Raw genomic sequence first — 24040 nt, forward strand, 5'->3', positions numbered from 1 at the left:
GGGTAACCATTACTGGGCCGTGTCGCGGCCGGAGGCGCTACCCGGGGGCCGGTGGCGCGGGTTACCGTTCGTTCAGGTGGGACGTCGAGGTCCCCGGCGTGGAGGGGTCAGCATGCAAGCACGGATCAGGGTCGTCGTCGCCAAGCCCGGGCTGGACGGGCACGACCGGGGAGCCAAGGTGGTCGCCCGGGCGCTGCGCGACGCCGGCATGGAAGTCGTCTACACCGGGCTGCATCAGACGCCCGAGCAGATCGTCGAGACCGCGATTCAGGAGGACGCCGACGCCGTTGGCCTGTCCATCCTCTCCGGCGCCCACATGACGTTGTTCCGGCGAGTGATGGAACTGTTGGCGGAGCGTGATGCCGCGGACATCGTGGTATTCGGCGGCGGCATCATTCCGGAGGATGACATCACGGAATTGGAATCACTCGGGGTAGCCAAGGTATTCACGCCGGGTGCTACCACGGCGTCCATCATCGAATGGGTTCGCGCCAATGTGGGGACCCAGGTCGCGTGAGCAAAGGGGAGAGGCCGGACGCACCCCTCACACGTCCGGCCTCTCCATGCGCGATGCCCCGCCGCCACCCCTCGACCGACAGGGCATCGGCCGTTCTCATCCGCGGGCCCGTGTAGCACCTCGCTGACATCACACTCAACGACGCCCTTCTCCGCGGGGTTACGCGCGCTCCGGTGACTTTTTCTGACCAGTTCCCGGGAAGTCACCGCCGTCACTCCTCGCCCAGTCGTCCCGACCGTCCCGGAGCTGCGATTTCGTCCCTCCAGTGTGTGGTCTTGCACACCGTGTACCCGCGAGGGCACGGGGGCCGATTCGGTCGCTAGTCTGCGGGTGACGGCCATTTCCGGATGGCCGGACGATCCTCACGCTGGCGGCGCCGCTGCGACGCGCCGCGCACACAACAGGTCGGGACGCAATGGTGCGGCTTGCCGGCGCTTGGCGTCGCGAGCGAAAGGAGACACGTGGACCTGTTCGAGTATCAGGGGCGCGACCTGTTCGAACGGCACGGGCTGCCCGTGCTGGGCGGCGGCGTCGCCGAGACCCCGCAGGAAGCCCGGGCGATCGCCGAGCGGCTGGGCGGCAAGGTCGTCGTCAAGGCGCAGGTCAAGGTCGGCGGCCGCGGTAAGGCCGGCGGCGTCAAGCTGGCCGACGGCGCGGACGAGGCCGAGGCCCGCGCGACCGACATCCTGGGCATGGACATCAAGGGCCACACGGTCCACAAGGTGATGCTGGCCGAGACGGCCGACATCAAGGAGGAGTACTACTTCTCCTACCTGCTGGACCGCGCGAACCGGACGTTCCTCTGCATCGCCAGCGTCGCCGGCGGTATGGAGATCGAGACGGTCGCCGAGGAGGACCCGGACCGGGTCGCCAAGATCGCGATCGACGCGAGCAAGGGCGTGGACGAGGCGAAGGCGCGGGAGATCGTCACCGCCGCCAAGTTCCCGGCCGACGTCGCCGACCAGGTCGTCGACATCGCGGTGAAGCTGTGGCAGGCGTTCGTCGCCGAGGACGCCCTGCTGGTCGAGGTCAACCCGCTGGCCAAGGTCGGCGACGGCCGGGTGCTGGCGCTCGACGCCAAGGTCACCCTGGACGAGAACGCCGGCTTCCGGCACCCCGACCACGAGGCGCTCGAGGACAAGTCCGCCGTCGACCCGATCGAGCAGGCGGCCAAGGCCAAGAACCTCAACTACGTCAAGCTCGACGGCGAGGTCGGCATCATCGGCAACGGCGCGGGCCTGGTCATGTCGACCCTGGACGTGGTCGCGTACGCCGGTGAGCGGCACGGCAACGTCAAGCCGGCCAACTTCCTCGACATCGGTGGTGGCGCGAGCGCCCAGGTGATGGCGAACGGCCTGGAGATCGTCCTCGGCGACCCGTCGGTGAAGTCGGTCTTCGTGAACGTCTTCGGCGGCATCACCGCCTGCGACGCGGTGGCCAACGGCATCATCCAGGCCCTGGCCCTGCTCGCCGAGCGCGGCGAGACGGTCACCAAGCCGCTCGTGGTGCGTCTCGACGGCAACAACGCCGAGGCCGGCCGCGCCATCCTCGACGGTGCCAACAACCCGCTGGTCGAGCGGGTCGACACGATGGACGGAGCGGCCGAGCGCGCCGCCGAGCTCGCGGCTGCGGGGAAGTGAACTAATGGCTATCTGGCTCACCAAGGACTCCAAGGTCATCGTCCAGGGCATCACCGGTGGTGAGGGCTCGAAGCACACCAAGCGGATGCTCGCCGCGGGCACCCAGGTGGTCGGCGGCGTGAATCCGCGCAAGGCCGGCACCAAGGTGGACTTCGACGGCACCGAGCTGCCGGTCTTCGCCACCGTCGCGGAGGCGATCAAGGAGACCGGCGCCGACGTGTCGGTGATCTTCGTGCCGCCGGCGTTCACCAAGGCCGCGGTGGTCGAGGCGATCGACGCCGAGATCCCGCTCGCCGTGGTGATCACCGAGGGCGTACCGGTGCAGGACTCGGCGTCCTTCTGGGCGTACAACGTCGCCAAGGGGCAGAAGACCCGGATCATCGGGCCGAACTGCCCGGGCATCGCCTCGCCCGGCGCGTCGAACGCCGGCATCATCCCGGCCGACATCACCCCGCACGGCCGGATCGGCCTGGTCAGCAAGAGCGGCACGCTGACCTACCAGCTCATGTACGAGCTGCGCGAGTTCGGCTTCTCGACGGCTGTCGGCATCGGTGGTGACCCGATCATCGGCACCACGCACATCGACGCGCTGAAGGCGTTCCAGGAGGACCCGGAGACCGACGCGATCGTCATGATCGGTGAGATCGGTGGCGACGCCGAGGAGCGGGCGGCCGAGTTCATCAAGGCCAACGTGACCAAGCCGGTGGTCGGCTACATCGCCGGCTTCACCGCCCCGCCCGGCAAGACCATGGGGCACGCCGGCGCGATCATCTCCGGCTCGGCCGGCACCGCCGACGCGAAGAAGGCCGCGTTGGAGGCGGCCGGCGTCAAGGTCGGCAAGACGCCGAGCGAGACCGCGCGGCTCATGCGCGAGGTCATGAGCTGAGTACGGCACGGCACGGACGGCGCGCCGTCGATCAGGTCGATGCGACCCGATCGGCGGCGCGCCGCTGTTTCTGCATCGCCGTGAGCGCCGCGGCGTGACAAGGTAGTCGCGATGTCCAGCACAACCGACCGTCCCGGCGGCTCGGAGGACCCGTTCGCGGTCGCCGAGGCGCTGCAATCCGTGGTGCGGGACACCGAGCCGCTGCGGCCCGGGGCCCGGGACACCGAGGCGCTGCGGCCCGGGGTGCGGGACACCGAGGCGCTGGAGGTCCCGCCGGACCGGGACGAGGAGAACCGGGACACCGTCGTCGTCGACGAGGCGATGCTCGGCCGGCGGGAGACCGTCCGGGTGCCCGGCCCGCGCCGGCCGGAGTCCCGCCGGGGCGCGCCGCTGCCGGTGGCGGTGCTCTTCGCCACGCTGTGGGCCGCGCTGCTCACCTACCTGCCGGTCGCCGCGGTGCTCGGGCTGGCCCGGACTCTCGAGGGGGCCGGCGGGCTGCTCGGCGCGGCCCGGGCCGGGGCTGCCGCCTGGCTGCTCGGGCATGGCGTGCCGATCGGCACCTCGCTCGGCTCGCTCGGGCTCGCCCCGCTGCTGCTCACCGTGCTGGTGGTGTGGCGGCTCAACCGGGCCGGGCTGCACGTGGTCCGGGCGATCGGGGCGCGGCGTACCGGGTCGATCCGGTCGGCGCTGCTGGTGGCCACGGGCGTGGGGGTGGCGTACGCCGGAATCGGTGGCCTGACCGCCCAGCTCACCGATGGCCGCGGCACCCAGGTCTCCACCGCCGGCGCCGCGTGGCACTTCCTGGTCCTCGGCCTGGCCGGCGCACTGATCGGCGCGGTGCGCGGCAGCGACGCGGTGACCACCCTGGCCCGCCGGGTGCCGCCGGTGCTGCGGCACGGGGTGCGGACCGGCCTGGTCGCGGTCTTCTTGATGGTCGGCGCGGGCGCGGCGGTCGGCGGCCTGTCGATGGCGCTCGGCGGTGGCGACGCCGCGAAGGTCCTCTCCGCCTATCACACCGGGGTGGCCGGCCGGGCCGGGATCACCCTGATCAGCGTGGCCTACGCGGCGAACGCCGCGATCTGGGCCACCGCCTACCTGCTCGGGCCGGGTTTCGCGCTGGGCGTCGGCTCGGTGATCCGGCTCACCGAGTTCACCGTCGGTGACCTGCCCGCCCTGCCGCTGCTGGCCGGCCTGCCGGACGGGCCGATCGGCGCGGCCGGCACGCTGCTGCTGATGCTCCCGGTGATCGCCGGCGGGGCGGCCGGCTGGGGTCTCACCCAGCGGCTGCGCTACGGGCGGGCGCACGCCTGGGGGCCGGGCCGCGGGTCCGGCGCGGACGGGCCGGAGCCGGCCTGGTCGCTGCTGGTCGGCGCGAGCCTGCTGGCCGGTCCGGTGGCCGGGCTGGCGATGGCGGTCCTCGCCCGGGCGTCCGGTGGACCGGTCGGCGGCGGCCGGCTGGCCGAGATCGGGCCGGTCGCCGGGCAGGTGGGTCTGGTCGCCGCGATCGTGGCCGCCGTCTCGGTGCTGGCCGGGGCGTCGGCGGCCCGCGCCTTCCACGCCCCGCGTCGCCCCAAAGGCCGGAAGTAAGCCCCAGAATCCGGAAGTAGGCGCAGCCCGGATAGGGTGCACAGGTGACTGACCCCGCGCCCGCCCGCCTGGTCGTCCTGATCTCCGGATCGGGCAGTAACCTGCAAGCCCTTCTCGAAGCGACACGTGATCCGGCCTACGGCGCCGAGGTGGTCGCCGTCGGCGCGGACCGGGACGGCATCGCCGGTCTCGAGATCGCCGCCGCGGCCGGGATTCCCACTTTCGTCGACGCGGTGAAGGCCTACCCGACCCGGGACGACTGGGACGCCGCCCTCACCGGGCACGTCGCCGCCCACCGCCCCGACCTGGTGATCTCGGCCGGCTTCCTGAAACTGGTCGGCAAGCAGTTCCTGGACGCGTTCGGCGACCGGTACATCAACACGCACAACGCGCTGCTGCCGGCGTTCCCCGGCATCCACGGCCCGCGCGACGCGCTCGCCTACGGCGTGAAGCTGGCCGGCGCGACCCTCTTCTTCGTCGACGCCGGTGTCGACACCGGACCGATCATCGCCCAGGTCAGTGTCCCCGTGCTCGACGACGACACGGAGGAGACGCTGACCGAGCGGATCAAGGTGGCCGAGCGGGCCCAGCTGGTCGAGTTCGTCGGCCGGCTGGTCCGGGACGGCTGGACCATCGAGAACAGGAAGGTACGGATTCCGTGACTGCCGACGAGGGGCGCCGCCCGATCAAGCGGGCGCTGCTGAGCGTGTGGGACAAGGCGGGGATCGTCGAGCTCGCCCAGGCTCTGCACGCCGCCGGGGTGGAGGTCGTCTCGACCGGCTCCACCGCCACCACCGTGGAGAAAGCCGGCGTGCCGGTGACCCGGGTCGAGGACCTGACCGGCTTCCCGGAGATCCTCAGCGACCGGGTGAAGACCCTGCACCCGAAGGTGCACGGCGGGCTGCTCGCCGACATGCGGCTGGACAGCCACGTGGCGGAGCTGTCCGAGCACCGGATCGAGCCCTTCGACCTGCTGGTGAGCAGCCTCTACCCGTTCTCCGAGACGGTCGCCTCGGGGGCCGGCGAGGAGGAGTGCATCGCCAAGATCGACATCGGTGGGCCGGCGATGGTCCGCGCGGCGGCGAAAAACCACGCGTCGGTGGCCGTGGTCGTCTCGACCGACGGCTACCCGCTGATCCTCGCCGCTCTGCGGGACGGCGGCTTCACCCTGGCGCAGCGCAAGATGCTGGCGTCCACGGCGTTCATCAACATCGCCGAGTACGACATCGCGGTGGCGAACTGGACCGCGTCCACGCTGGTCGCCGGCGCCGAGTGGCCGGAGTTCACCGGCCTCGCCCTGAAGAAGCAGGACACCCTCCGGTACGGCGAGAACCCGCACCAGCGGGCCGCGCTCTACGTCGACCCGAACGCGCCGGCCGGGCTCGCGCAGGCCGAGCAGCTCAACGGCAAGGAGATGTCCTACAACAACTACGTCGACGCGGACGCCGCCTGGCGTACCGCGAACGACTTCACCGACCCGGCCGTGGCGATCATCAAGCACGCCAACCCGTGCGGCGTGGCGATCGGCGCGGACGTGGCCGAGGCGCACCGCAAGGCGCACGAGTGCGACCCGGTCTCCGCGTTCGGCGGCGTGATCGCCGTCAACCAGGAGGTCACCCTCGAGCTGGCGAAGCAGGTCGCGGAGATCTTCACCGAGGTGATCGTGGCGCCGGCCTACGCGCCCGACGCCCTCGCCCTGCTCCAGGAGAAGAAGAACCTGCGCGTCCTGGTCGCCCCCGCCTGGAACCCGCCGCCCGCGGAGATCAAGCAGGTCGGCGGCGGCGTGCTGGTGCAGCTGGCCGACCGGATCGACGCCGACGGCGACGACCCGGCGAACTGGACCCTCGCCACCGGCGCCCCGGCCGCCCCCGAGGTGCTCGAGGACCTGGTCTTCGCGTGGCGGGCGATCCGGAGCGTGAAGAGCAACGCGATCCTGCTGGCCAGCGACGGCGCCACGGTCGGCGTCGGGATGGGCCAGGTCAACCGGGTCGACTCGGCGAAACTGGCGGTCTCCCGGGCCGGCGCCGACCGGGCGGCCGGCAGCGTGGCCGCCTCCGACGCGTTCTTCCCGTTCCCGGACGGCCTGGAGGTGCTGATCGAAGCCGGCGTCAAGGCGGTGGTCCAGCCCGGTGGCTCGATCCGGGACAACCTGGTGATCGAGGCCGCGGAGAAGGCCGGCCTCACCGTCTACCTGACCGGCACCCGGCACTTCTACCACTGAGGTCCGCTTCCCGGCGCCGGACCGCTCGCGGTCCGGCGCCGCCTGCTTTCCGGTACGCGGTCAGCAACCCGCCCGGCGGTCCTGGTCCGAGCGGTGCTCGCGCCGTACCGAAAGCGCAGTGCACCTGGTCAACCGGCGACCGTGACCGCCGTGATCAGCGCACCCAGGCGGAACGCCGCGCCGACCAGCACGCGGACGCCGACGCCGCCCGCTGGAAGTGCTCCCGGGTCGCCGCGTAGAAGGCGAGGGCGGCGGTGAACAGGCCGGCGAAGCGTGACACTGGGCGCAGGGTCGGGAAGGGGTGGCCGCCATGTCGGGGCTGGTATCGCTGATCGCCACGCCGGATCTTCATCGCCTGGGATGGTAGAGGCAGATCACCAGTTCGGGGCCGCCCGGCGATCTTCAGTGGGCGGGCAGTACGCTCGTACTGCTAAGCATGTGTTTCGGGAGAGGAGCGCCGGCCGATGGCGAAAATCAAGGTCAAGAACCCGGTCGTCGAGATCGACGGCGACGAGATGACCCGGATCATCTGGAAGCAGATCCGTGAGCAGCTGATCCTGCCCTACCTCGACGTCAACCTCGAGTACTACGACCTCGGCATCCAGTACCGGGACGAGACCGACGACCAGGTGACGATCGACTCCGCCAACGCCATCAAGCGGCACGGCGTCGGCGTCAAGTGCGCCACCATCACCCCGGACGAGGCGCGGGTTCAGGAGTTCGGCCTGAAGAAGATGTGGCGGTCGCCGAACGGCACCATCCGCAACATCCTCGGCGGCGTGGTCTTCCGCGAGCCGATCATCCTGAAGAACGTACCCCGCCTGGTACCGAGCTGGACCAAGCCGATCATCATCGGCCGGCACGCCCACGGCGACCAGTACAAGGCCTCCGACTTCGTCGCGCCCAGCAAGGGCAAGATGACCGTCACCTTCACCCCTGAGGACGGCTCGGAGCCGATCGAGATGCACGTGGCCGACTTCCCGGCCGGCGGCGTCGGCATGGCCATGTACAACTTCGACGAGTCGATCCGCGACTTCGCGCGCGCCTCGTTCCGGTACGGCCTGGCCCGCAACTACCCGGTCTACCTGTCCACCAAGAACACCATCCTGAAGGCCTACGACGGCCGCTTCAAGGACCTGTTCGCGGAGATCTTCGAGACCGAGTTCGCCGAGGACTTCAAGGCCGCCGGCATCACCTACGAGCACCGGCTGATCGACGACATGGTCGCCGCCGCGCTCAAGTGGGAGGGTGGCTACGTCTGGGCCTGCAAGAACTACGACGGTGACGTGCAGTCCGACACCGTCGCGCAGGGCTTCGGCTCGCTCGGCCTGATGACCTCGGTCCTGATGACGCCGGACGGCCAGACCGTCGAGGCCGAGGCCGCGCACGGCACCGTCACCCGGCACTACCGGCAGTGGCAGAAGGGCGAGAAGACCTCGACCAACCCGATCGCGTCGATCTTCGCGTGGACGGGCGGTCTCAAGCACCGCGGCAAGCTGGATGGGACGCCGGAGGTCACCCAGTTCGCCGAGAAGCTCGAGCAGGTCTGCATCGAGACCGTCGAGGGTGGTCAGATGACCAAGGACCTCGCCCTGCTGATCAGCAAGGACGCGCCGTGGCTGACCACTGACGAGTTCATGAACGCGCTCGACGAGAACCTGGCGCGCAAGCTCGCCTGATCTCGCCTCGCGACAGGGCCCGCCGGTATTCCGGCGGGCCTTTCGTTTTGCGGTCCGCTTGTTCGGCTGGGGTGCTGGTGGGCCTTCTGGTCTTGCGGTCCGCTTGTTCGGCTGGGGGGTGCCGGCGGGCCTTTTCGTTTTGCGGTCCGCTTGTTCGGCTGGGGTGCTGGTGGGCCTTCTGGTCTTGCGGTCCGCTTGTTCGGCTGGGGGGTGCCGGCGGGCCTTTTCGTTTTGCGGTCCGCTTGTTCGGCTGGGTCTTTCGCCTGCGGCCCGTTCGTCGGGCGGGCCGTCTCGAGGGCCAGTGGGCCTTCGCTTGGGGTCCGGCCGTGAGCTCGGCTGCCAGGCGTGCCGGAAATTTCCCGAAAAAGGGATGTTTCTGGATAGTAACCGCTGGGTAGAAGGATTCGTTTGTCCTAGTGGTGCGGGTGGTGGGCTTGGGTACGCCGCTCGCCGTCCCCTTCAGCGGGGGCCTTGTCCCGGGCCCCCGCTGGTCCCTTTTCCGCCGCCCGCACCCCCAGCGGCATTCGCGACACACAACGGCTGGCACCCACGGTGGTCTCAACCGCCGGGACACCACCGCCAGTGCCAGCCGGTCGCTTTGCAGCTGTCCGGCTGGTGCCCACGGTGGTGTCCGGCACCGGGATACCACCGCCAGTGCCAGCCGGTCGCTTTGCAGCTGTCCGGCTGGTCCTCACGGTGGTGTCCGGCACCGGGATACCACCGCCAGTGCCAGCCGGTGGCTTTGCGGCTGTTCGGCTGGTCCTCACGGTGGTGTCAAGCGCCGGGATACCACCGTGAGTGCCAGCCGGTGGGCTGGGCTGGTGCTCAGGGTGGTGTCGGGCGCTGGGATGCCACCGCTGGTGCCAGCCGGCTGCTGGGCTGGTGCTCAGGGTGGTCTCGCGGTCGCGGAGACCACCGTCACGGCCAGCCGCTTCGGGCTGGGCTAGGCGGCGTCGCGGAGCATCTGGGCGGCCTTCTCCGGGACGACGTCGCTGACGAAGGCGCCCATCGCGGACTCCGAGCCGGCCAGGTACTTCAGCTTGTCGGCGGCGCGGCGGATGCTGAACAGCTGCAGGTGCAGGTAGCCCAGGTCGCGGCCCTCGCCGACGACCGCCTGGTGCCAGGCGGAGATGTACGGCATCGGCTTGCCGAACAGGCCGTCGAAGCGGTGCAGCACGTCGAGGTAGAGCGGGCCGAACGCGTCGCGTTCCTCGTCGGTGAGCGCGGGCAGGTCGGCGACCTGCCGGTGCGGGGCCAGCTGGACCTCGAACGGCCAGCGGGCGGCGGCCGGCACGTACGCCGTCCAGTGCTCGTTCGCGGCGATCACCCGGACCTTCGCGGCCTGCTCGGCGGCGAGCACGTCGGCGTACAGGTTGCGCCCGCCGGTCTTCTCCGCGTGCTTGCGCGCGGCCCGCAGCATCGCGGCGGTGCGCGGCGGAACCGTCGGGTACGCGTAGATCTGGCCGTGCGGGTGGTGCAGCGTCACGCCGATCTCGACGCCCCGGTTCTCGAACGGGAAGACCTGGCTGACGCCCGGCAGCTCGGACATCTCGGCGGTCCGGTCGGCGAGCGCGTCGACGACGGTGCGCACCCGGGACGGCGGCAGCGCGCCGAACGAGCTGTTGTGGTCGCTGGTGAAGCAGACCACCTCGCAGCGGCCCAGCCCGGGTCGGACCGGCACCATGTCGGTCAGCTCGGTGATCTCGCCGCCGGGCACCTCGCGGTAGCTGAACGACGGGAACTGGTTCTCGAAGACCACCACGTCGTAGTCCGGCGCGGGGATCTCGCTGGCGAAGTTCGCGTTCGTCGGGCAGAGGGGGCAGGCGTCGGACGGCGGCAGGAACGTGCGGGTCTGCCGGTGCGCGGCGACCGCCACCCACTCGTCGACCAGCGGGTCGTAGCGCAGCTGGGAGGCCGGCGGTGGCGGCGGCAGCTCCCGGGTGTCCTGGTACTTCGTCCGGCCGGAGTCCGGCCTCTCGTCGAAGTAGATGAGTTCACGGCCGTCGGAGAGGTTGACGGCGGAGCGGACGAGGGTCACTGGGGGTTCACCACCACGAGTTCGGGGACGGTTTCGGAGAGCAGGGAACGCGTGGCGGCGTCCAGGCCGTCGTCGGTGATCAGCACGTCGGCGCGCTGCAGGGGCACGATCGAGGAGATGCCGACGGTGCCCCATTTGGTGCTGTCGGCGAGGACGACCAGTCGTTCCGCGGCCTCGACGAGGGCGCGGTTGACGTCGGCCTCCATCAGGTTCGGCGTGGTGTAACCGGCCCGCTCGCTCATCCCGTGCACGCCGAGGAACAGCACGTCCAGGTGCAGGGTGCCGATCGCGGCGACCGCCACCGGGCCGACCAGGGCGTCGGACGGGGTGCGGGTGCCACCGGTGAGCACCACCGTCTGGTCCGGCCGGCCGGCGCGGTAGAACACGTCGGCGACCGGGATCGAGTTGGTCACCACGGTCAGCGAGGGCACGTCGACCAGGCGCTGGGCGAGCACCGCTGTGGTGGTGCCGGCCGAGAGCGCGATGGCGTCGCCGGGGGAGACCAGTGCGGCCGCGCGGGCGGCGATCGCGGCCTTCTCGTCGCGCTGGCGCACCGACTTGGCGGCGAAGCCCGGCTCGTGTGCGGAACCGGGGCTGACCGTTGTCGCGCCGCCGTGTACCTTCGCCAGCAGTCCGCGGTCGGCCAGGGCCTCCAGGTCGCGGCGGATGGTCATGTCGGAGACGCCGTACTCCGCGGCCAGCTCGCTGACCCGGACGCCTCCGGTGGCGCGGACCCGGTCGAGGATGGCAGCTTGACGTTGCTGTGCCAGCATTAGCAATCCACCATCTTCAGTCGCGGTATCCGCACTATTTCGAACACACTTGAACAGTACCTGCTGATCGGGTGTGCGCGAAAGAGTGACCTCAGATACCCCGGCCGCGCTTGTGCAGCGCTGAAAGAACATTCTCCACCTTCACCGCCCCGGTCATCGCGGCCAGGGCGATCGCGGTGCGCGGTTCCTTCCAGTTGGCACGTACCGCCTCCTTGCTGAACTGCCAGGCCTGGCTGCGGTTGCCGGTCGCCGCCGACCAGCACGCGAGCTGCCCGTACACCCGGGCGGCGCCGGGCCGGCAACCGCTGATCTCCGGGTGCCGCTGCATCATCCAGCGCAGTGAGGAGATCTTGGTGGCGTACTCGTAGGCGTAGTGCGAACTGCGGCCCCAGAGCACCCGCACCAGCGGCTCGTCCAGATGCACGATCGGCGCGCGGCGGGCCGCCCTGAGCAACAGGTCCCAATCCTCGTTCTGGCTGCCCGGGGCGTCCTCGGCGACCAGGCCGACGGCGTCCTCGGCGAGGGCCTCGCGGCGGATCAGGAACGACGACGAGTGCAGCATCGCCATCCGCGACCGGGCCAGGTCCTCCACCGTGACCCGGCTGCGGCCGGCCAGCCGGGGCGTGGTGCGCCCCTCGAACTCCACCTCGATCGCGCAGGTGGCGAACTCGGCGTCCGGCTCGGCCAGCAGCGCGGCCACCTGACGGCGCAGCTTGTCCGGCACCCACTGGTCGTCGTCGTCGCAGAACGCCACCAGTTCGGTGTCCAGGGCCAGGACCCCGGTGTTCCGGGCGCCGGCCAGGCCGGCGGACCGCCAGTTGGTCAGGACCAGCACCGGTACGTCCTCGGTACAGGCCAGCAGATAGTCCGGTTCGGTCTGGTCGTAGACCACGATGACCTTGAGCTCGCCGGGGTATCGCTGCTCCCGTACCGCGGCGATCGACCGGCGGACCAACTCGGGGCGGTTCCGGGTGGGGATGACGACTCCTACCGACGGCCAGTTCATCGGCTCTCCTGTGGGTAGCTGCTGCGCCGGGCTTCCGGTGGGTGGTTCCGTTCCGTCCGGGGGCGCTTCACCGGGCTTCCTGTGGGTTCAGCGGATAGCCGTACGCGCGCAGCATCGGTCCGCACACCGCGCCGACCAGGCGGCGCTGGGCGGCCGGAAGTGATCGCATCCAGGCGTCGTCGTGGCGCAGCGGCAGGCGGCCGACGGTGAAGCGCATCGGGTTGCCCGCCGCGCTGTGCCCGACCCGCAGGTCGGCGTGGCCGGGCCGGAGGAAGTCCAGGTCGCTGGGGTGCAGGGTGAGCCCGGCGAAGTCGGCCAGCCGGATCAGCGCGGCCCGCGGGTCGGCCAGGAACTCCTCGTAGCGGATCCGGCGGACCGGTACGCCGCGGCGGGCGAGCAGCCCGAACGCGGCGTTGTGCGCGTTCCACAGCAGGGCCGAGCGGCCGGGGGAGTAGCGGGTCATCTCCTGCACGCCGTCGGTCTCCGGGCGGGCCACCCGTTTGGTCCAGGAGTACGCGACCCCGCGCGCGTCCCGGACCACGTGCAGCACCTTGAGGTCGATGCCACCGGCCGCGCGCAGCACGTGGGCCAGGGCCGAGTGCTTCGAGGAGTCGACCACCAGCCGGGCGCCGGAGATCTCCGCGGCGGCGGCGTAGATCCTGGCGTAGTAGCCGGCGTACTCCCGCACGTCGGCGGCGGGTGTGGCGGAGGCGGCCAGCCGGGGGATGTGCCGGGTCCGCTCGACCGCGTCGCGCAGCGCGTGCACCCGGTCGACGTCGACGTTCGCCCAGCCGTCGAAGGCGTTCTTGCCGACCTGTTGCCAGAACTCGCAGGCCGAGAAGCGCGCACCGCACCCGCAGCGCTCGTCGTCACACAGGTCGCGCTGCCACAGGTGGACGACCTCACCGAGCGCGCAGACCCCGGGCAGTTCGCCGAGCAGACGTTCGACGAGTGTGGTGCCGCTTCGCCCCAATCCGCCCAGAAATAGCACTTGTGCCACTTTGGCCCGCCTTCACTCGTTTCGCTCTGGTAACGAGTGAAGCAGGCAAAAGGAGGCGTCAGGTGGTTATCGAGGCTTTCGACCGCGTGCACCTGGACGGCACCGGGATCGACCGGATCACCGAGGACGAGGTGGTGGCGGTGGTCCGGGACGCGCTGTCCCGCGGTCGGGGCGGCCGGATCATCACCCCGAACGTCGACATCCTCCGTCGCGCGTCCATCGACCCGGAGGCGCGCCGCCACCTCGACGACGCCGACCTGATCGTGGCCGACGGGATGCCGCTGATCTGGGCCAGCAAGCTGGGTGGGGCGCCGCTGCCGGAGCGGGTGGCCGGCAGCAGCCTGATCTGGTCGCTGTCGCGAGGGCTGGGGCGGGACGACCGTTCGATCTTCGTGATCGGCGGCGCGCCGGCGCCCCGGACGATCACCGCGGACCCCGAGGCGCCGCTGAGGACGGCCGTGGATCTCGAGGGCGCCGCGGCCCGGGCGAGGGCGGCGCTGGCCGGGGCGACCGTCGAGGTGCCGACGATCGGGGCCTCGGCGCTGGCCGGTCCGACCGCCGAGGTGCCGATCGTCGGCCGGCGGCGGAGCTCGGCTGCCGGCGCGGTGACGGTGCGCGAGGTGCGGGCGTCGGGGGCGGTGCGCGCCGCGGTCCGGCTCGCCGCCGCGAGCCCCGGGCTGCGCATCGCCGGCGCGGTCAGCCCGCCGTTCGGTTTCGAACGGGACGAGACGTCTTACGCCGAGGTGTGCCGGCAGGTCGCTGACGCGCGGCCGGACCTGGTCTTCGTCGGGCTCGGGTTTCCCAAGCAGGAGCTGGTCATCGAACGCCTCCGCCGGCAGCTGCCGGCAGCCTGGTTCGTCGGGTGCGGGGCGGCCGTCAACTTCGTGGCCGGCGACGTGCACCGGGCGCCGCGCTGGATGCAGCGCACCGGCCTGGAGTGGGCGCACCGCCTGAGCACCGAGCCGCGCCGGCTGGCCGGCCGCTATCTGCGCCACGATGCTCCGTACGCCCTGCGTCTGCTGGCCCGCGCGCCACGCCGCCGGTCCCGCCGAGCCTGAGCCGGTCGCGGGGCGGCCCGGCGGCCGCCGTGCGGGCCTGAGCCAATTCCGGAGAGGGGCCGGCGGCGGCCGTGCGGGCCTGAGCCACTCCCGGAGAGGGGCCCGGCGGCGGCCGGGCGGGCCGATCCGGATGGAGACGGTCATGCGGTGGCCCGGCCCGGAAGGCACCCGAGCGCACCGGCCCCGAGCCCCCCACCCGGCAGCCCGCCCAGCGAAGCGGGGACCACTCACCGGGTGGTCCGGCCACGACGGCCGCGCGGGCCGGCCAGGCTGCGAGGCGCCCGGCAGCGGATCACCACGGCCGGCGGGGCGTCGATCAGGGGCTGCCGGTACTCCTCCGCCGGATAAGCCGGCTGCCAGGGAAACCGGTCCTCCGGATCGGGCCAGACCAGCTGCTGGAGGCGGACCCGGCCGGACCCGTAGCGAGCCAGGGCGGCGCCCGGCCACAACTCGGCAGTGGGCGAGCCGGCGAGGACCACCACCTCCTGGTCGACGATCAGGTCGGCGACCCGGCGGCCGTGCCGGAACCGGGCGCCCTCCTCGTGCACCCGGCCGGCCACCTCGTTGAGCAGCTGATGGCCGAGGTCCGGCGGCAGCCCGGCGATGATCAGCTCGGGATGGCCGCCGGCGGTCAGGCCCACCGTGTAGGCGAACGGGACGGCGCCGGGCGGATCCTCGTCGGACGGCAGCACGTGCACGACAGCCCAGCCGAACTGCTGGATGATCTCGGTCTGCTCACTGAAGAAGTCGGACATGGGACCCCCTGGGAAGACGGACTGAGGCCCACTATGGAACAGGTGTACGACACTTTTCGCGGTACCCAAACCGTACGTACGTACTGTTAGAATGCCGCCATGCGCATCGTCGGCCTGCATCATGTCCAACTGCTGATCCCGCCCGGCGGCGAAGCCGTCGCGCGGTCCTTCTACAGCGGCGTCCTCGGGATGGCCGAGGTGGTGAAACCGCCGGTCCTGGCGGCTCGGGGAGGCTGCTGGTTCCGGGCCGGCGGCTGGGAGGTGCACCTCAGCCCGGTCCCGGACTTCGCCCCGGCCACCAAGGCGCACCCGGGCGTGCTGATTCACGACCTGGACGCCCTGGCCGAGACGCTGAAAGCCGCCGGCCACCCGGTCGAGTGGGATCCACACTTCCCGGGTCACCGGCGGCTCTACTCCGCCGACGGCCACGGCAACCGCCTGGAGTTCCTGGAACCGATCAGGGGTTGAAGTACGGGTCCGTGACCAGTGCGTGGAACGCGCCGAAGGCGGCCCGGTCGCCGCTGAGCTGGAACTGCTGGTTGGGGCCGTTGCCGTCCGGGTCGGACTCGAAGTACGCGACCGCCTTGATCTGCCGGTTCGCCTTGAAGGTGCGTTCCGCGTCGCGCAGCCAGGCGGCCCGGTTCGCCGAGCCCCAGGCCTTCGCCACGCCGAACTCGCCGATGATGATCGGTTTCGGGCGTTGGGCGGCCCACTGCAGGAACGGGCCCATCAGCTCGCCGATCGGCTGGAAGTCGGCGCCGGCGTACACGTCGACACAGGTCCAGTCGACCTGGTCGTCGCCCGGGTAGAAGTCCGGCGCCTCGCCGCGCTGGAAACCCTCGGCGGTCGGGCACCACACCCAGGAGACGTTGTCGGCGTGCTCCCGGTGGAAGATCGCCCGGACGTACTTCCAGGCCGCGATGTAGTCGGCGCCCGACCACATGGTCGCCCGCAGGTTCGGCCGGTCCATCTCCCAGCGCATCCGGAGCAGCACCGGGCGCTTGATCTTCCGGATCCGCCGGGCCTGCTGGGCGATCAGCCGGTCGTGCTCACCGTCCAGGATGGACCTGTTGTCGCCGGTCGCCCAGCTGATCATCAGGGACTGGCCCTGCGCCAGGAACTCCTGATCGGACTCGGTCCCGACCAGCTGGTCGAAGCGCCGGTAGGTGTTCAGGATGTCCAGCCGCCGGCCCAGCGAGGTCTCCAGCGAGTCGACAGCTGCCAGCCGCCCCACGTGGGTGAGCTCGTCCGGCTTGATCCAAGCGCCGACGTACGCTCCCGTCGCCGGAGGCGCGAACGGCCCGGCGGCGAACGGACCACCGCGCACCGCTACGGCCGGCGGCCGGCCGGAGAGATCGGGGGACGGCTCGGGCGCCGGTCGCGGCTTGTCGCCGGTGCAGGCCGACAGCAGCACGAGTACGGCGACGAGCGTCCCGGCCAGCGCCTTACGCATGGACCCGCCGGGCCGTGTAGAGCACGTTCACCGCGTACCCGTCGGTGCCGGGCAGCCGCCGGGCCGCCGCGTCCGCGAGCCGGGCCAGCCGGTGCTCGTGCAGCGACGGGGTGAGCATGGAGAACCCGCGGCGCTCCACGATCTCGAAGCCGTGCCGGTCGAGCAGCGCGGCCACCTCCTCGTGGGACAGTTCGGCGAACCAGCGCTCGCCGTGGTGCCGGCGGGCCCGCAGGTGCCGCACCGATCCGGCGTTGCCGTGGTTCTCCACCACCAGCAGCCCGGAGCCGCGGTGCGGCAGCGCCTTGGCGGCGAACGCCAGGGCCCGGTCGCGGACCGTCTCGTCCACGTTGAGCAGCAGCCGGAACACCGTCACGATCGCCGGGAAACCAGCCGCCACCGGGGTCGGCACCGGGCCGTCGGTGGCGACCTGATGCCAGTACGCCCGGGAGCCCACCTCGGCCGCCTTCGCCATCATCTCGGCCGACGTGTCGTAGCCGTGCGCCTCGCGGACCAGGCCGTGCAGGGTGCGGATGGCTCGCCCGGTGCCGCAGGCGAAGTCGTGGTGTACCGGCGGGTGGTGCCCCTCGAACTCGCGGCGGACCAGGTCACGCAGGTAGTCGCGCTGCCGGTCGTTGATCCGGGACGCGTAACTGTCCGGCGCGTAGGTCACCGACTCGTATTTCTCCACCGCTTCGGTGTCCCGGAACACCTGCGTGTAGTCGCTGGTCAACTCGCCTCCTGAGGGTTTCGTCGGGTGAACGCGCCGAGTTCGAGCCGGTCGCGCAGCAGCCAGGCGCCGCCGGCGAAGGCGGGCACCGCGACCGCGGTGGCCAGCGCCAGGCCGGCCGGACCGCCCCCGGCAAGGGTGGTCACGGCCCACGGCAGTACGCCGAAGCAGCCGGCCGCCAGCAGCGCGGCGGCCCGGGTGCCCGGCCCGAACGGGTGCAGGCGGGCGCCGCGGTACACCTGGACCAGCGGCAGCAGGTTGTTGGCCACCATCGCGCCGGCCAGTCCCGCGGCCGCGCCCAGCGCGCCCCACCGGGGAATCAACAGCACGTCCAGGCCGATCGTGACGGCCAGGGCGACCAGCACGTTGCCGAGATTGAGCGAGGTGCGCCCGGCCATCGCCAGCACCATGTCGACCATGCCGCAGCCGGTGGCCACCAGCATCGCCACCGCCAGCAGCCGCACCACCGGCGTCCCGGCGGCATAGCCGGGACCGAAGAACCGCAGGTAGTACGGCGCGAGCAGGATCACCAGCAGGCTGATCGGCCAGGTGATCAGCACCAGCCAGCCGGTGGCGACCTGGTAGAGCCGGTTGGCGGTGTCCCGGTCGCCGGTGCTCAGTGCCTCGGCCAGCCGCGGCTGCACGGACTGCGAGATGCCCTGGTTGGCGAACTGGATCAGGATCACGAAGCGGCCGGCCACCGCGTAGACGGCGGCCGCCCCGAGCCCGCCGAGCGCGGCGACCAGCAGCACGTCCACCCGTTGCAGGGCGAGCTGGGCCACCGCGGCGAGCGCGCGCGGTCCGGTGAACAGCCAGAATTCACGGCGCAGGGCCCGGCGCTCGGCCCGGCGGCTGGTCGCGCCGGCGGGACGTCCGGTCAGGTGGACGCGGCGGGCCGCGAGCCCGGCGAGCACGGCGGCCGGGAGGTAGGGGACGGCCCAGGCCAGCGCGAGAGCGGGCAGCGAGGGGAACCACAGTGCCGCGGCGCCGACCGTGAGCAGTTGCAGGACGTTGCGGGTCACCCGGTCCACCAGCACTGTCGGGCGCATCGAGCGATAGCCGCGGGTGGCGGTGAGGAGGGTGTCGGTGAGCACCTGCAGCGGCAGGAAGACCGCGAGCATCCGCAGCGCGTCCCGGTGGCCGCCGGAGCCGGCGATCCCCATCGCCAGGGCCAGGACCAGCGACAACCCGACGACCGGGAGGATGCCGGTGCGCAGGCAGGCGCCGAGCAGGTGGTCCCGGCCGGTGGCTCGCAGCCGGGCCGGCCAGTAGACCAGCCCGGTGCCGGTGCCCAGCTTGGCCAGGCCGCCGGCCAGCACGAACGCGGCGGTGGCGGAGAAGAACGCGCCGGCCTCGGCCGGTCCGAGGCGACGCGCGACGATCCAGGTCACCACCACGCCGACGCCGCCGGCCAGGGCCGATCCGGCGATGTTGGCCAGTCCGCCGCGGGCCGCGCCGCGCGTCTGTTCGGCGGGGTTCGCGGTGAGCAACCCTGAGGTCACCCGCGGCGCCAGATCGGGGTGTGCCGCAGCCAGGAGGCCAGCGCCTCGTCGTGCGGCTGGTAGTAGGCGCGCAGCTCGCGCCGCAGCCCCGGGTCCATGTCGGCCTGCCGGGGGCGGGCGTTGTGCCGTTCGAACGCCGGGCGTTCCAGCTGCGGCGGCAGCCCGAGGAAGCGGCAGACCTCGTCGTAGACCGGCTCCGGATCGGCGAAGAACCGCTCCGACTCCACCACGTGGATGCGTTCCCGCCCGACGTGCTGGGCCATCACGCTCAGGTACCGGGCGTACTCGCCGCGGGCCCGGTAGGCGTGGTGCTGGTGGGCGAAACTGTAGTACTCCGGGTCGGCGGCCAGCCGCTCCTCTTGCCGGTGCAGGCGAGCCGGCTCCAGGGCGAGCGCCGCGCCGAAATCACGCTCGGTGTCGAAGCCGCGAGCCACCTCGTGGTGGTGCTGCGAGTAGGCGCGCTCCACCGGATCACGAACCAGGACCACGATCTTGGCGTACGGCAGGTCGCGGGCGATCCGAGCGACGGCCTGCGGGTGATACATGTAGTACGGACTCGACTCGAAGGTCTGCGCCGGGACGCCGTACCGCTCGGCCACCTTCTCCGCCGCGCGCCGGGCCGGGAAGTGCGCCCGGTACCAGTCGATCCCGCGGTGGTAGGACGTGTCGAAGTAGTGCACGCCCTTGTGCAGCACCGCCTTGAGCACCACCGGGTGCGCGGACATCGCCCGGTACAACGAGGTGGTGCCGCAGCGCTGGCCGCCGCAGATCAGGAAGCTCGGGAGCATCCGCTGGTCCGAGGTGAGCCGGCCGAACGATCGGGAGCCCAGGTGCACCACCGCCTTCATCGGGGCGGGCAGGTTGCGGACGTTCATCAGAGTTCCTCCACGCGCCGGATGAGTACCGGCAGCAGCCAGGTGCCGAGCACGCCGAGCCGGGCACCGGCCTCGGCCTGACGGTCGGTCAGGTAGCGCACGGCGAGATCGACCAGGTAGAGCAGCGCGGTGGTCTCGCGGGCCACCGGAGCGACCCCGAACGGGGCGAGCAGCTCGTCGGCCCGGCGTACCGTGGCCTCCACCGCGCCCCGGGCGTCGCCGCTGGTCTGGATGCGTTTCTGCAGTTCGTGGTGCACCGCGTCGAAGCCGAGCGGCACCCCGGTGGCGAACCGCTCCCAGTCCCAGACCAGCAGCGCGTCGGCCAGGTTGGCCATGTTCCAGGGCGCCCAGTCGCCGTGCCAGGCGCCGTACCGCAGGGTGGTCTCACCGCTGTGCGCGGCGAGCAGGTCGACGGCGGCGGCCAGCCCGGCGCCCTCCGGCCGTTCGGCGACCGCGGCCAGCCGGGCACGCAGTTCGTGCCAGTACGCGCTCTGCACCAGCGGCCCGGTGGTGTATCCGCAGCACCCGGCGATGTCGACCATCGCCGCGGTGAGCCGGCGCGGGGTCAGCGGCGCGCGCGGCAGCCAGACCGGCAGCGCGGTCTGCACCAGCACCTGCAGGCCGCGCCACTGCCCGGCGTGCAGCACCCGGGGCACTGTCAGCTTGGTCAGCCCGCTGCTGCCCAGCGCGTGCAGCGCTGCCGTCTCGGCGCGGACCAGCCGCTGGGTGAGCGGGCCGGTGCCGATCTTGCCGAAGGCGAACGTCTCGCCCTCCGGGGTGAGCAGCTGGAGCACCGGCTTGCGGTTGGCCCGAGCCGGACCGATATGGACACTTACTGACAAATCGCGCCGGAGTGAGTCGCTCAGGTAACCGTCGATGCTGGCCGAGACCGGGCCGGTGATCCGGATCCGGTCGCGGAAGACCAGCCGGTCGGCCCGGGCGTGCACGGTGGCCACCACGGCGTTGCGCTTGAGCCGGGCCATCCGGGACTGTGGCTCGGCGTACCGGCGCACCGCCGCGGCGGCGACCGGGCGGGACGCGTTCGGCACCAGCAGGCGGGGGCGGTGCGCGTTCGGCACCACCAGGTACTCCGCGATCAGGTTGCCCTCGCCGCCGTTCGGGTCGCACGGCCGCGGGTACAGCAGGCTGAGGACCTCGGTGAGGTACTGCGTGCGCAGCGCCGCGTCACCCGCGGTCAGCGCGGCGGGTGCGGTCTTGACTGGGCTCAATTGGTGGTCTTCCCCTCGATCCAGTTGCGCCAGAGCAGCGCGTACGCCAGAACCATGAATGCCAGCGGGGTGACCAGCGAGTTGTACCAGAGCATCGCGGAGAACGAGCTGACCAGCGCGGCGCTGCCGGCCACCCCGATCGCGGAGCGGTCCCGGCGGAAACGCCACAGGCCGTACCCGAAGAAGCCGAGGTATCCGGCGGTGCCGACCGCGCCGTACGCGTAGAGCAGCTGCCAGAGCTGGCCGTTGCCGCCGATGGTGAAGTTGCCGCAGCGCTCGCACTCCGAGCTCTCGCCGACCGTGATCGAGTTGCGCCCGCCGAGGGTGTTGCGGGTGCCGCCGTAACCGATCACCGGGGAGTCGGCGAATCCGTCCATGGCCCGCTCGATCAGGAACGAGCGGACCCCGTTCGACTTGCCGTTGTCCAGCCGGGCCTGCACGGTGCCGCCGAGCGGGGTGGCCAGCAGCGCGACAGCGATCGCGGCGGCCGCCAGCGCCAGCGCGCCGAGCACCCAGAGCTTGCCGGCCAGCACGTAGCGGATCCCGGCGTAGAGGACCACCACGCCGAGGCCGATCCACAGGCCCCGGTTCAGCGAGACCACCGCCGGAGCCACCGAGACCAGCAGGCAGAGCCAGGCCAGCACCCGCCGGCCGCGGCGGTGGGTGGCCGCGGCGGCCACCATCAGCCACGGGACCAGCAGGCAGAAGTTGTTGCCCCAGGTGTTGGTGTATCCCCAGGGTGCCGCCGGGCGGGGCTTCTCGCCGCCGACGATGTCCATGATCTGCGCGGCGTACGGGTGCACCAGCGAGCGGACGAAACCCTTGCTCCGGATCCCGTGCGGCAGCAGCCACTCCACCGGCGCGGTGAACTCGAACGTGCCGGCCACCATGCCGAGCAGCCCGCCCAGCACGGTCAGCACGAACATCCCGGCCAGCAGCCGGACCAGCCGGCGCCGGGGCAGCTCCCGCTCGGTCAGGTTCCCGGCGTAGAGCAGCAGGACGGTCAGCGAGGCGTACATGGCCAGCTTGTAGAGCACCGCCGGCAGCCGGCCGGCGGCGCGCTCGACAACCGTCTGCGCCGGGTCCGCGCCGAGCGCCGCGATGCTCACCACCGCGGCGATCAGGAAGATCGCCCACCAGGCGAAACCGGGGGGCAGCCGGAGCGGGCGGCCGGCGGCCCGCCGGCGGATCAGCAGGACCAGCATCGGTACGGCGAACAGCGGAAAGATCAGCACGCCGAGCCCGAGCGCCCACCAGAGCGGGTACAGCAGCAGGATCCCGGTCACCGGCCAGGCCGGCAGGCTCAGGTCCCGTCCGGCGCGTTGCTGGGCCGAGCCGGCCGGGGGCGCCGCCGGGGCGACCGCCGTCACTTCTCGTCGCCGTCCGTGGCGCCCGTGCCGGCGAGGTCGATGATCGAGGTCGGCTCGCCCGGCTCGCCGTCGGCGGGGCGCGGCCGGACCGTGGCGGACACCGGCTCGCCGCGGTCCGGCAGCGAGGAGAGCTGCTGGGTGGCCTCGTCGATCACCGGTTCGGTACCGGGCAGCGGCAGGGTCACCGCCGGTCCGGACATCGCCTCGGTACGCCGGGCGGCCAGCCGTGGCAGCACCACCGCGCCGAGCAGCCGGGTGCCCACCCGCTGCAACTGCTCGGTGGCGTCCAGCAGCGCGGGGCGCCGGGTGCGGCGCAGCTCGACGGCGAGGATGGCCGCGTCGGCGAGGCTGGCCAGGCTCTGCGCGTCGGCGCTGCTGCTTGTCGACGGGGCCTCGACGACCACGTACCCACCCTGCCGGCGCAGTGCCTCCAGGGTGTCGCGCAGCCGCTGCGACTGCATCAGCCCGGCCGCTGTCGCGGTGCCACCGGTGGTGATCACCCGCAGCGACGGGATGCGCGGGGTGCGCTGCAGCGCCCGGGACAGCGGGACCCGGCCGGCCAGCAGGTCGGAGAGGCCGGGCGTGGCCGAGACACCGAGCATCCGGGCCAGCGGCGCGGCGTCCACCACGCTGTCCGGCAGGTGCGCGCCGATCAGCACCACGTCACCGCCGGTACGGGCCAGCGCGGCCGCCAGGTTCGCCGCGACCAGGGTGCTCGCCGAGCCCCGGCTGGTCCCGGTCACCACGATCACCCGGTCCTCCGGGCGCAGGCTGGCCAGCACCTCGTTGCGCAACCTGTTGAAGACCCGGCCACCCGGGCCGTACGGCTGCAGCACGTCGTCGAAGTGCGGGGTGGTCCGCTCGTCCAGGGCGGCCAGCACCGGCACCCGGCCCCGGTCCCGGACGTCGGCAGCGGTGACCAGCCGCCGGTCGAAGCGCTCCCGCAGGTATGCCAGCGCCAGCCCGGCCAGCAGGCCGATCATCCCGCCGGTGGCGATGTCCAGCAGCGTGTTCGGGCTGGACGGGGCGTCCGGCATCCGGGCGTCGCTGATGATCGCGCCGGCGCCCACGGTGGTGGTGGTCAGCTCGTTCAGCCGGCCGGTCAGGTTGTTCAGCTGGTTCTGCGAGTTGCTCCGCAGGCTCTGCAGATTGCTCTCCAGGGAGCTGCCGCTGCGGGCGGTGGCCAGCCGGGCGTTGATCCCGGTGAGCGCGGTGGTGAGCTGCTTGACCTTCAGGTTCAGCGAGGCGATCTGCTGGTCCAGCACCGACCGGGCGCTCTCCTCCCGGTTGCGCAGGTACGCCTCGGCGAACGCGTGCGATCCGGCCTGCGCCTTCAGCGGGGTGTCCGCCTGGAAGGTGATCACCAGGACCGTGGTGTTCGCCGGCACCTGCACCGACACCGAGTGCGCCAGCTCCAGCGGCGGCACGGTGGTACGCAGCAGCGCGGCGGCCTTCCCGGCGACCGCGCCGGAGCCGACCAGCTGGGCCTCGGTGTCCAGGTTGACCGCGCCCTTGGTGCGGCCACCCTGGGCGTTCACGTCCTGGTCCACCGGCTGGACCAGGACAGCAGCGGAGGACTCGTAGACCCGGGGCAACGCGTGCGTCACCCCGGTGCCCACGCCCAAGCCGGCGGCCGTCGCCAGCAGGGCGATCCACCAGTGCCGGCGAACCGCGCCCAGGTAGTGCGCGACATCGGAGGACGGCGGACGAGACGCTTCCATCGG

At 72.0% G+C, this 24040-nt stretch carries 22 protein-coding genes; 9 read left to right on the plus strand and 13 right to left on the minus strand.

Features of this window, described 5'->3' with window-relative positions:
* Positions 1–112: 112 nt before the first annotated feature.
* From Actob_RS03655 to purH, 6 genes are all read left to right on the plus strand, one after another.
* Positions 113–517, plus strand: a complete 405-nt coding sequence (locus Actob_RS03655) for a cobalamin B12-binding domain-containing protein (protein WP_284918599.1) — start codon at positions 113–115, stop codon at positions 515–517.
* A 461-nt stretch (positions 518–978) separates the two neighbouring features.
* Positions 979–2157 (plus strand): ADP-forming succinate--CoA ligase subunit beta, encoded by a 1179-nt coding sequence (sucC, locus tag Actob_RS03660; protein WP_284918600.1) that lies wholly within the window; start codon positions 979–981, stop codon positions 2155–2157.
* Between the two features lie 4 nt (positions 2158–2161).
* Complete coding sequence (gene sucD, locus Actob_RS03665; protein ID WP_284918602.1) at positions 2162–3043, plus strand: succinate--CoA ligase subunit alpha; 882 nt, start codon at positions 2162–2164, stop codon at positions 3041–3043.
* Between the two features lie 111 nt (positions 3044–3154).
* Positions 3155–4630, plus strand: a complete 1476-nt coding sequence (locus Actob_RS03670) for a cell division protein PerM (protein ID WP_284918603.1) — start codon at positions 3155–3157, stop codon at positions 4628–4630.
* 44 nt (positions 4631–4674) lie between these two features.
* Positions 4675–5292 (plus strand): phosphoribosylglycinamide formyltransferase, encoded by a 618-nt coding sequence (gene purN / locus Actob_RS03675; RefSeq protein WP_284918604.1) that lies wholly within the window; start codon positions 4675–4677, stop codon positions 5290–5292.
* Complete coding sequence (gene purH, locus Actob_RS03680) at positions 5289–6851, plus strand: bifunctional phosphoribosylaminoimidazolecarboxamide formyltransferase/IMP cyclohydrolase (RefSeq protein WP_284918605.1); 1563 nt, start codon at positions 5289–5291, stop codon at positions 6849–6851. The genes purN and purH overlap by 4 nt, the downstream gene beginning before the upstream one ends.
* Before the next feature lie 154 nt (positions 6852–7005).
* On the opposite strand, the gene Actob_RS03685 is transcribed toward purH, so the two are convergent.
* A complete protein-coding gene (locus tag Actob_RS03685) occupies positions 7006–7131 on the minus strand; it encodes a hypothetical protein (RefSeq protein ID WP_284918607.1) in 126 nt (41 codons plus the stop codon).
* 184 nt (positions 7132–7315) lie between these two features.
* Between Actob_RS03685 and Actob_RS03690 the strand changes: the two genes are divergently transcribed.
* Positions 7316–8530 (plus strand): NADP-dependent isocitrate dehydrogenase, encoded by a 1215-nt coding sequence (locus tag Actob_RS03690; protein ID WP_284918608.1) that lies wholly within the window; start codon positions 7316–7318, stop codon positions 8528–8530.
* Between the two features lie 943 nt (positions 8531–9473).
* On the opposite strand, the gene galT is transcribed toward Actob_RS03690, so the two are convergent.
* The 4 genes from galT to Actob_RS03710 all read right to left on the minus strand — a co-directional run bounded on the left by galT (position 9474) and on the right by Actob_RS03710 (position 13347).
* Positions 9474–10568, minus strand: coding sequence for a galactose-1-phosphate uridylyltransferase (gene galT / locus Actob_RS03695; RefSeq protein WP_284918609.1), 1095 nt, complete (start codon positions 10566–10568; stop codon positions 9474–9476).
* The gene (locus Actob_RS03700; RefSeq protein WP_284918610.1) at positions 10565–11341 is read right to left on the minus strand and encodes a DeoR/GlpR family DNA-binding transcription regulator; all 777 of its coding nucleotides are present in this window, start codon (positions 11339–11341) and stop codon (positions 10565–10567) included. Before Actob_RS03700 ends, galT begins: the two co-directional genes overlap by 4 nt.
* 91 nt (positions 11342–11432) lie before the next feature.
* On the minus strand, positions 11433–12347 hold the full coding sequence (locus Actob_RS03705; protein WP_284918611.1) for a glycosyltransferase family 2 protein: 915 nt from the start codon (positions 12345–12347) through the stop codon (positions 11433–11435).
* 67 nt (positions 12348–12414) lie between these two features.
* A complete protein-coding gene (locus tag Actob_RS03710) occupies positions 12415–13347 on the minus strand; it encodes a sulfotransferase family protein (protein WP_407653554.1) in 933 nt (310 codons plus the stop codon).
* A gap of 62 nt (positions 13348–13409) precedes the next feature.
* Between Actob_RS03710 and Actob_RS03715 the strand changes: the two genes are divergently transcribed.
* On the plus strand, positions 13410–14405 hold the full coding sequence (locus tag Actob_RS03715; RefSeq protein ID WP_284918614.1) for a WecB/TagA/CpsF family glycosyltransferase: 996 nt from the start codon (positions 13410–13412) through the stop codon (positions 14403–14405).
* Positions 14406–14632: 227 nt separating this feature from the next.
* Here the strand turns inward: Actob_RS03715 and Actob_RS03720 are convergent, their stop codons facing one another.
* Complete coding sequence (locus tag Actob_RS03720) at positions 14633–15160, minus strand: DUF4262 domain-containing protein (protein WP_284918615.1); 528 nt, start codon at positions 15158–15160, stop codon at positions 14633–14635.
* Positions 15161–15259: 99 nt separating this feature from the next.
* Between Actob_RS03720 and Actob_RS03725 the strand changes: the two genes are divergently transcribed.
* On the plus strand, positions 15260–15628 hold the full coding sequence (locus Actob_RS03725) for a VOC family protein (protein ID WP_284918616.1): 369 nt from the start codon (positions 15260–15262) through the stop codon (positions 15626–15628).
* Here the strand turns inward: Actob_RS03725 and Actob_RS03730 are convergent.
* From Actob_RS03730 to Actob_RS03760, 7 genes are read right to left on the minus strand one after another with little or no spacing between them, the layout of a single operon-like run.
* Positions 15618–16613, minus strand: a complete 996-nt coding sequence (locus Actob_RS03730) for a glycosyl hydrolase (protein ID WP_284918617.1) — start codon at positions 16611–16613, stop codon at positions 15618–15620. The genes Actob_RS03725 and Actob_RS03730 overlap by 11 nt on opposite strands.
* A complete protein-coding gene (locus Actob_RS03735) occupies positions 16606–17343 on the minus strand; it encodes a class I SAM-dependent methyltransferase (protein WP_284918618.1) in 738 nt (245 codons plus the stop codon). Before Actob_RS03735 ends, Actob_RS03730 begins: the two co-directional genes overlap by 8 nt.
* On the minus strand, positions 17340–18842 hold the full coding sequence (locus tag Actob_RS03740; protein WP_284918620.1) for an oligosaccharide flippase family protein: 1503 nt from the start codon (positions 18840–18842) through the stop codon (positions 17340–17342). Before Actob_RS03740 ends, Actob_RS03735 begins: the two co-directional genes overlap by 4 nt.
* Complete coding sequence (locus Actob_RS03745; protein WP_284918622.1) at positions 18839–19717, minus strand: sulfotransferase domain-containing protein; 879 nt, start codon at positions 19715–19717, stop codon at positions 18839–18841. Before Actob_RS03745 ends, Actob_RS03740 begins: the two co-directional genes overlap by 4 nt.
* Positions 19717–20946, minus strand: coding sequence for a hypothetical protein (locus tag Actob_RS03750; protein WP_284918623.1), 1230 nt, complete (start codon positions 20944–20946; stop codon positions 19717–19719). Before Actob_RS03750 ends, Actob_RS03745 begins: the two co-directional genes overlap by 1 nt.
* Positions 20943–22316, minus strand: a complete 1374-nt coding sequence (locus Actob_RS03755) for an O-antigen ligase family protein (protein WP_284918624.1) — start codon at positions 22314–22316, stop codon at positions 20943–20945. Before Actob_RS03755 ends, Actob_RS03750 begins: the two co-directional genes overlap by 4 nt.
* Positions 22313–24037, minus strand: a complete 1725-nt coding sequence (locus Actob_RS03760) for a Wzz/FepE/Etk N-terminal domain-containing protein (RefSeq protein WP_284918625.1) — start codon at positions 24035–24037, stop codon at positions 22313–22315. The genes Actob_RS03755 and Actob_RS03760 overlap by 4 nt, the downstream gene beginning before the upstream one ends.
* Between the last annotated feature and the right edge of the window lie 3 nt (positions 24038–24040).

This window comes from Actinoplanes oblitus (assembly GCF_030252345.1).
Taxonomy (GTDB): Bacteria; Actinomycetota; Actinomycetes; order Mycobacteriales; family Micromonosporaceae; genus Actinoplanes; species Actinoplanes oblitus.

Bases quoted from the DNA above. Each gene is read 5' to 3' on its own strand.
- Actob_RS03655 (WP_284918599.1), top strand. From the start codon at position 113: ATGCAAGCACGGATCAGGGTCGTCGTCGCCAAGCCCGGGCTGGACGGG.
- sucD (WP_284918602.1), top strand. From the start codon at position 2,162: ATGGCTATCTGGCTCACCAAGGACTCCAAGGTCATCGTCCAGGGCATC.
- Actob_RS03670 (WP_284918603.1), top strand. From the start codon at position 3,155: ATGTCCAGCACAACCGACCGTCCCGGCGGCTCGGAGGACCCGTTCGCG.
- Actob_RS03690 (WP_284918608.1), top strand. From the start codon at position 7,316: ATGGCGAAAATCAAGGTCAAGAACCCGGTCGTCGAGATCGACGGCGAC.
- Actob_RS03700 (WP_284918610.1), bottom strand. From the start codon at position 11,341: ATGCTGGCACAGCAACGTCAAGCTGCCATCCTCGACCGGGTCCGCGCC.
- Actob_RS03705 (WP_284918611.1), bottom strand. From the start codon at position 12,347: ATGAACTGGCCGTCGGTAGGAGTCGTCATCCCCACCCGGAACCGCCCC.
- Actob_RS03720 (WP_284918615.1), bottom strand. From the start codon at position 15,160: ATGTCCGACTTCTTCAGTGAGCAGACCGAGATCATCCAGCAGTTCGGC.
- Actob_RS03725 (WP_284918616.1), top strand. From the start codon at position 15,260: ATGCGCATCGTCGGCCTGCATCATGTCCAACTGCTGATCCCGCCCGGC.
- Actob_RS03730 (WP_284918617.1), bottom strand. From the start codon at position 16,613: ATGCGTAAGGCGCTGGCCGGGACGCTCGTCGCCGTACTCGTGCTGCTG.
- Actob_RS03745 (WP_284918622.1), bottom strand. From the start codon at position 19,717: ATGAACGTCCGCAACCTGCCCGCCCCGATGAAGGCGGTGGTGCACCTG.
- Actob_RS03760 (WP_284918625.1), bottom strand. From the start codon at position 24,037: ATGGAAGCGTCTCGTCCGCCGTCCTCCGATGTCGCGCACTACCTGGGC.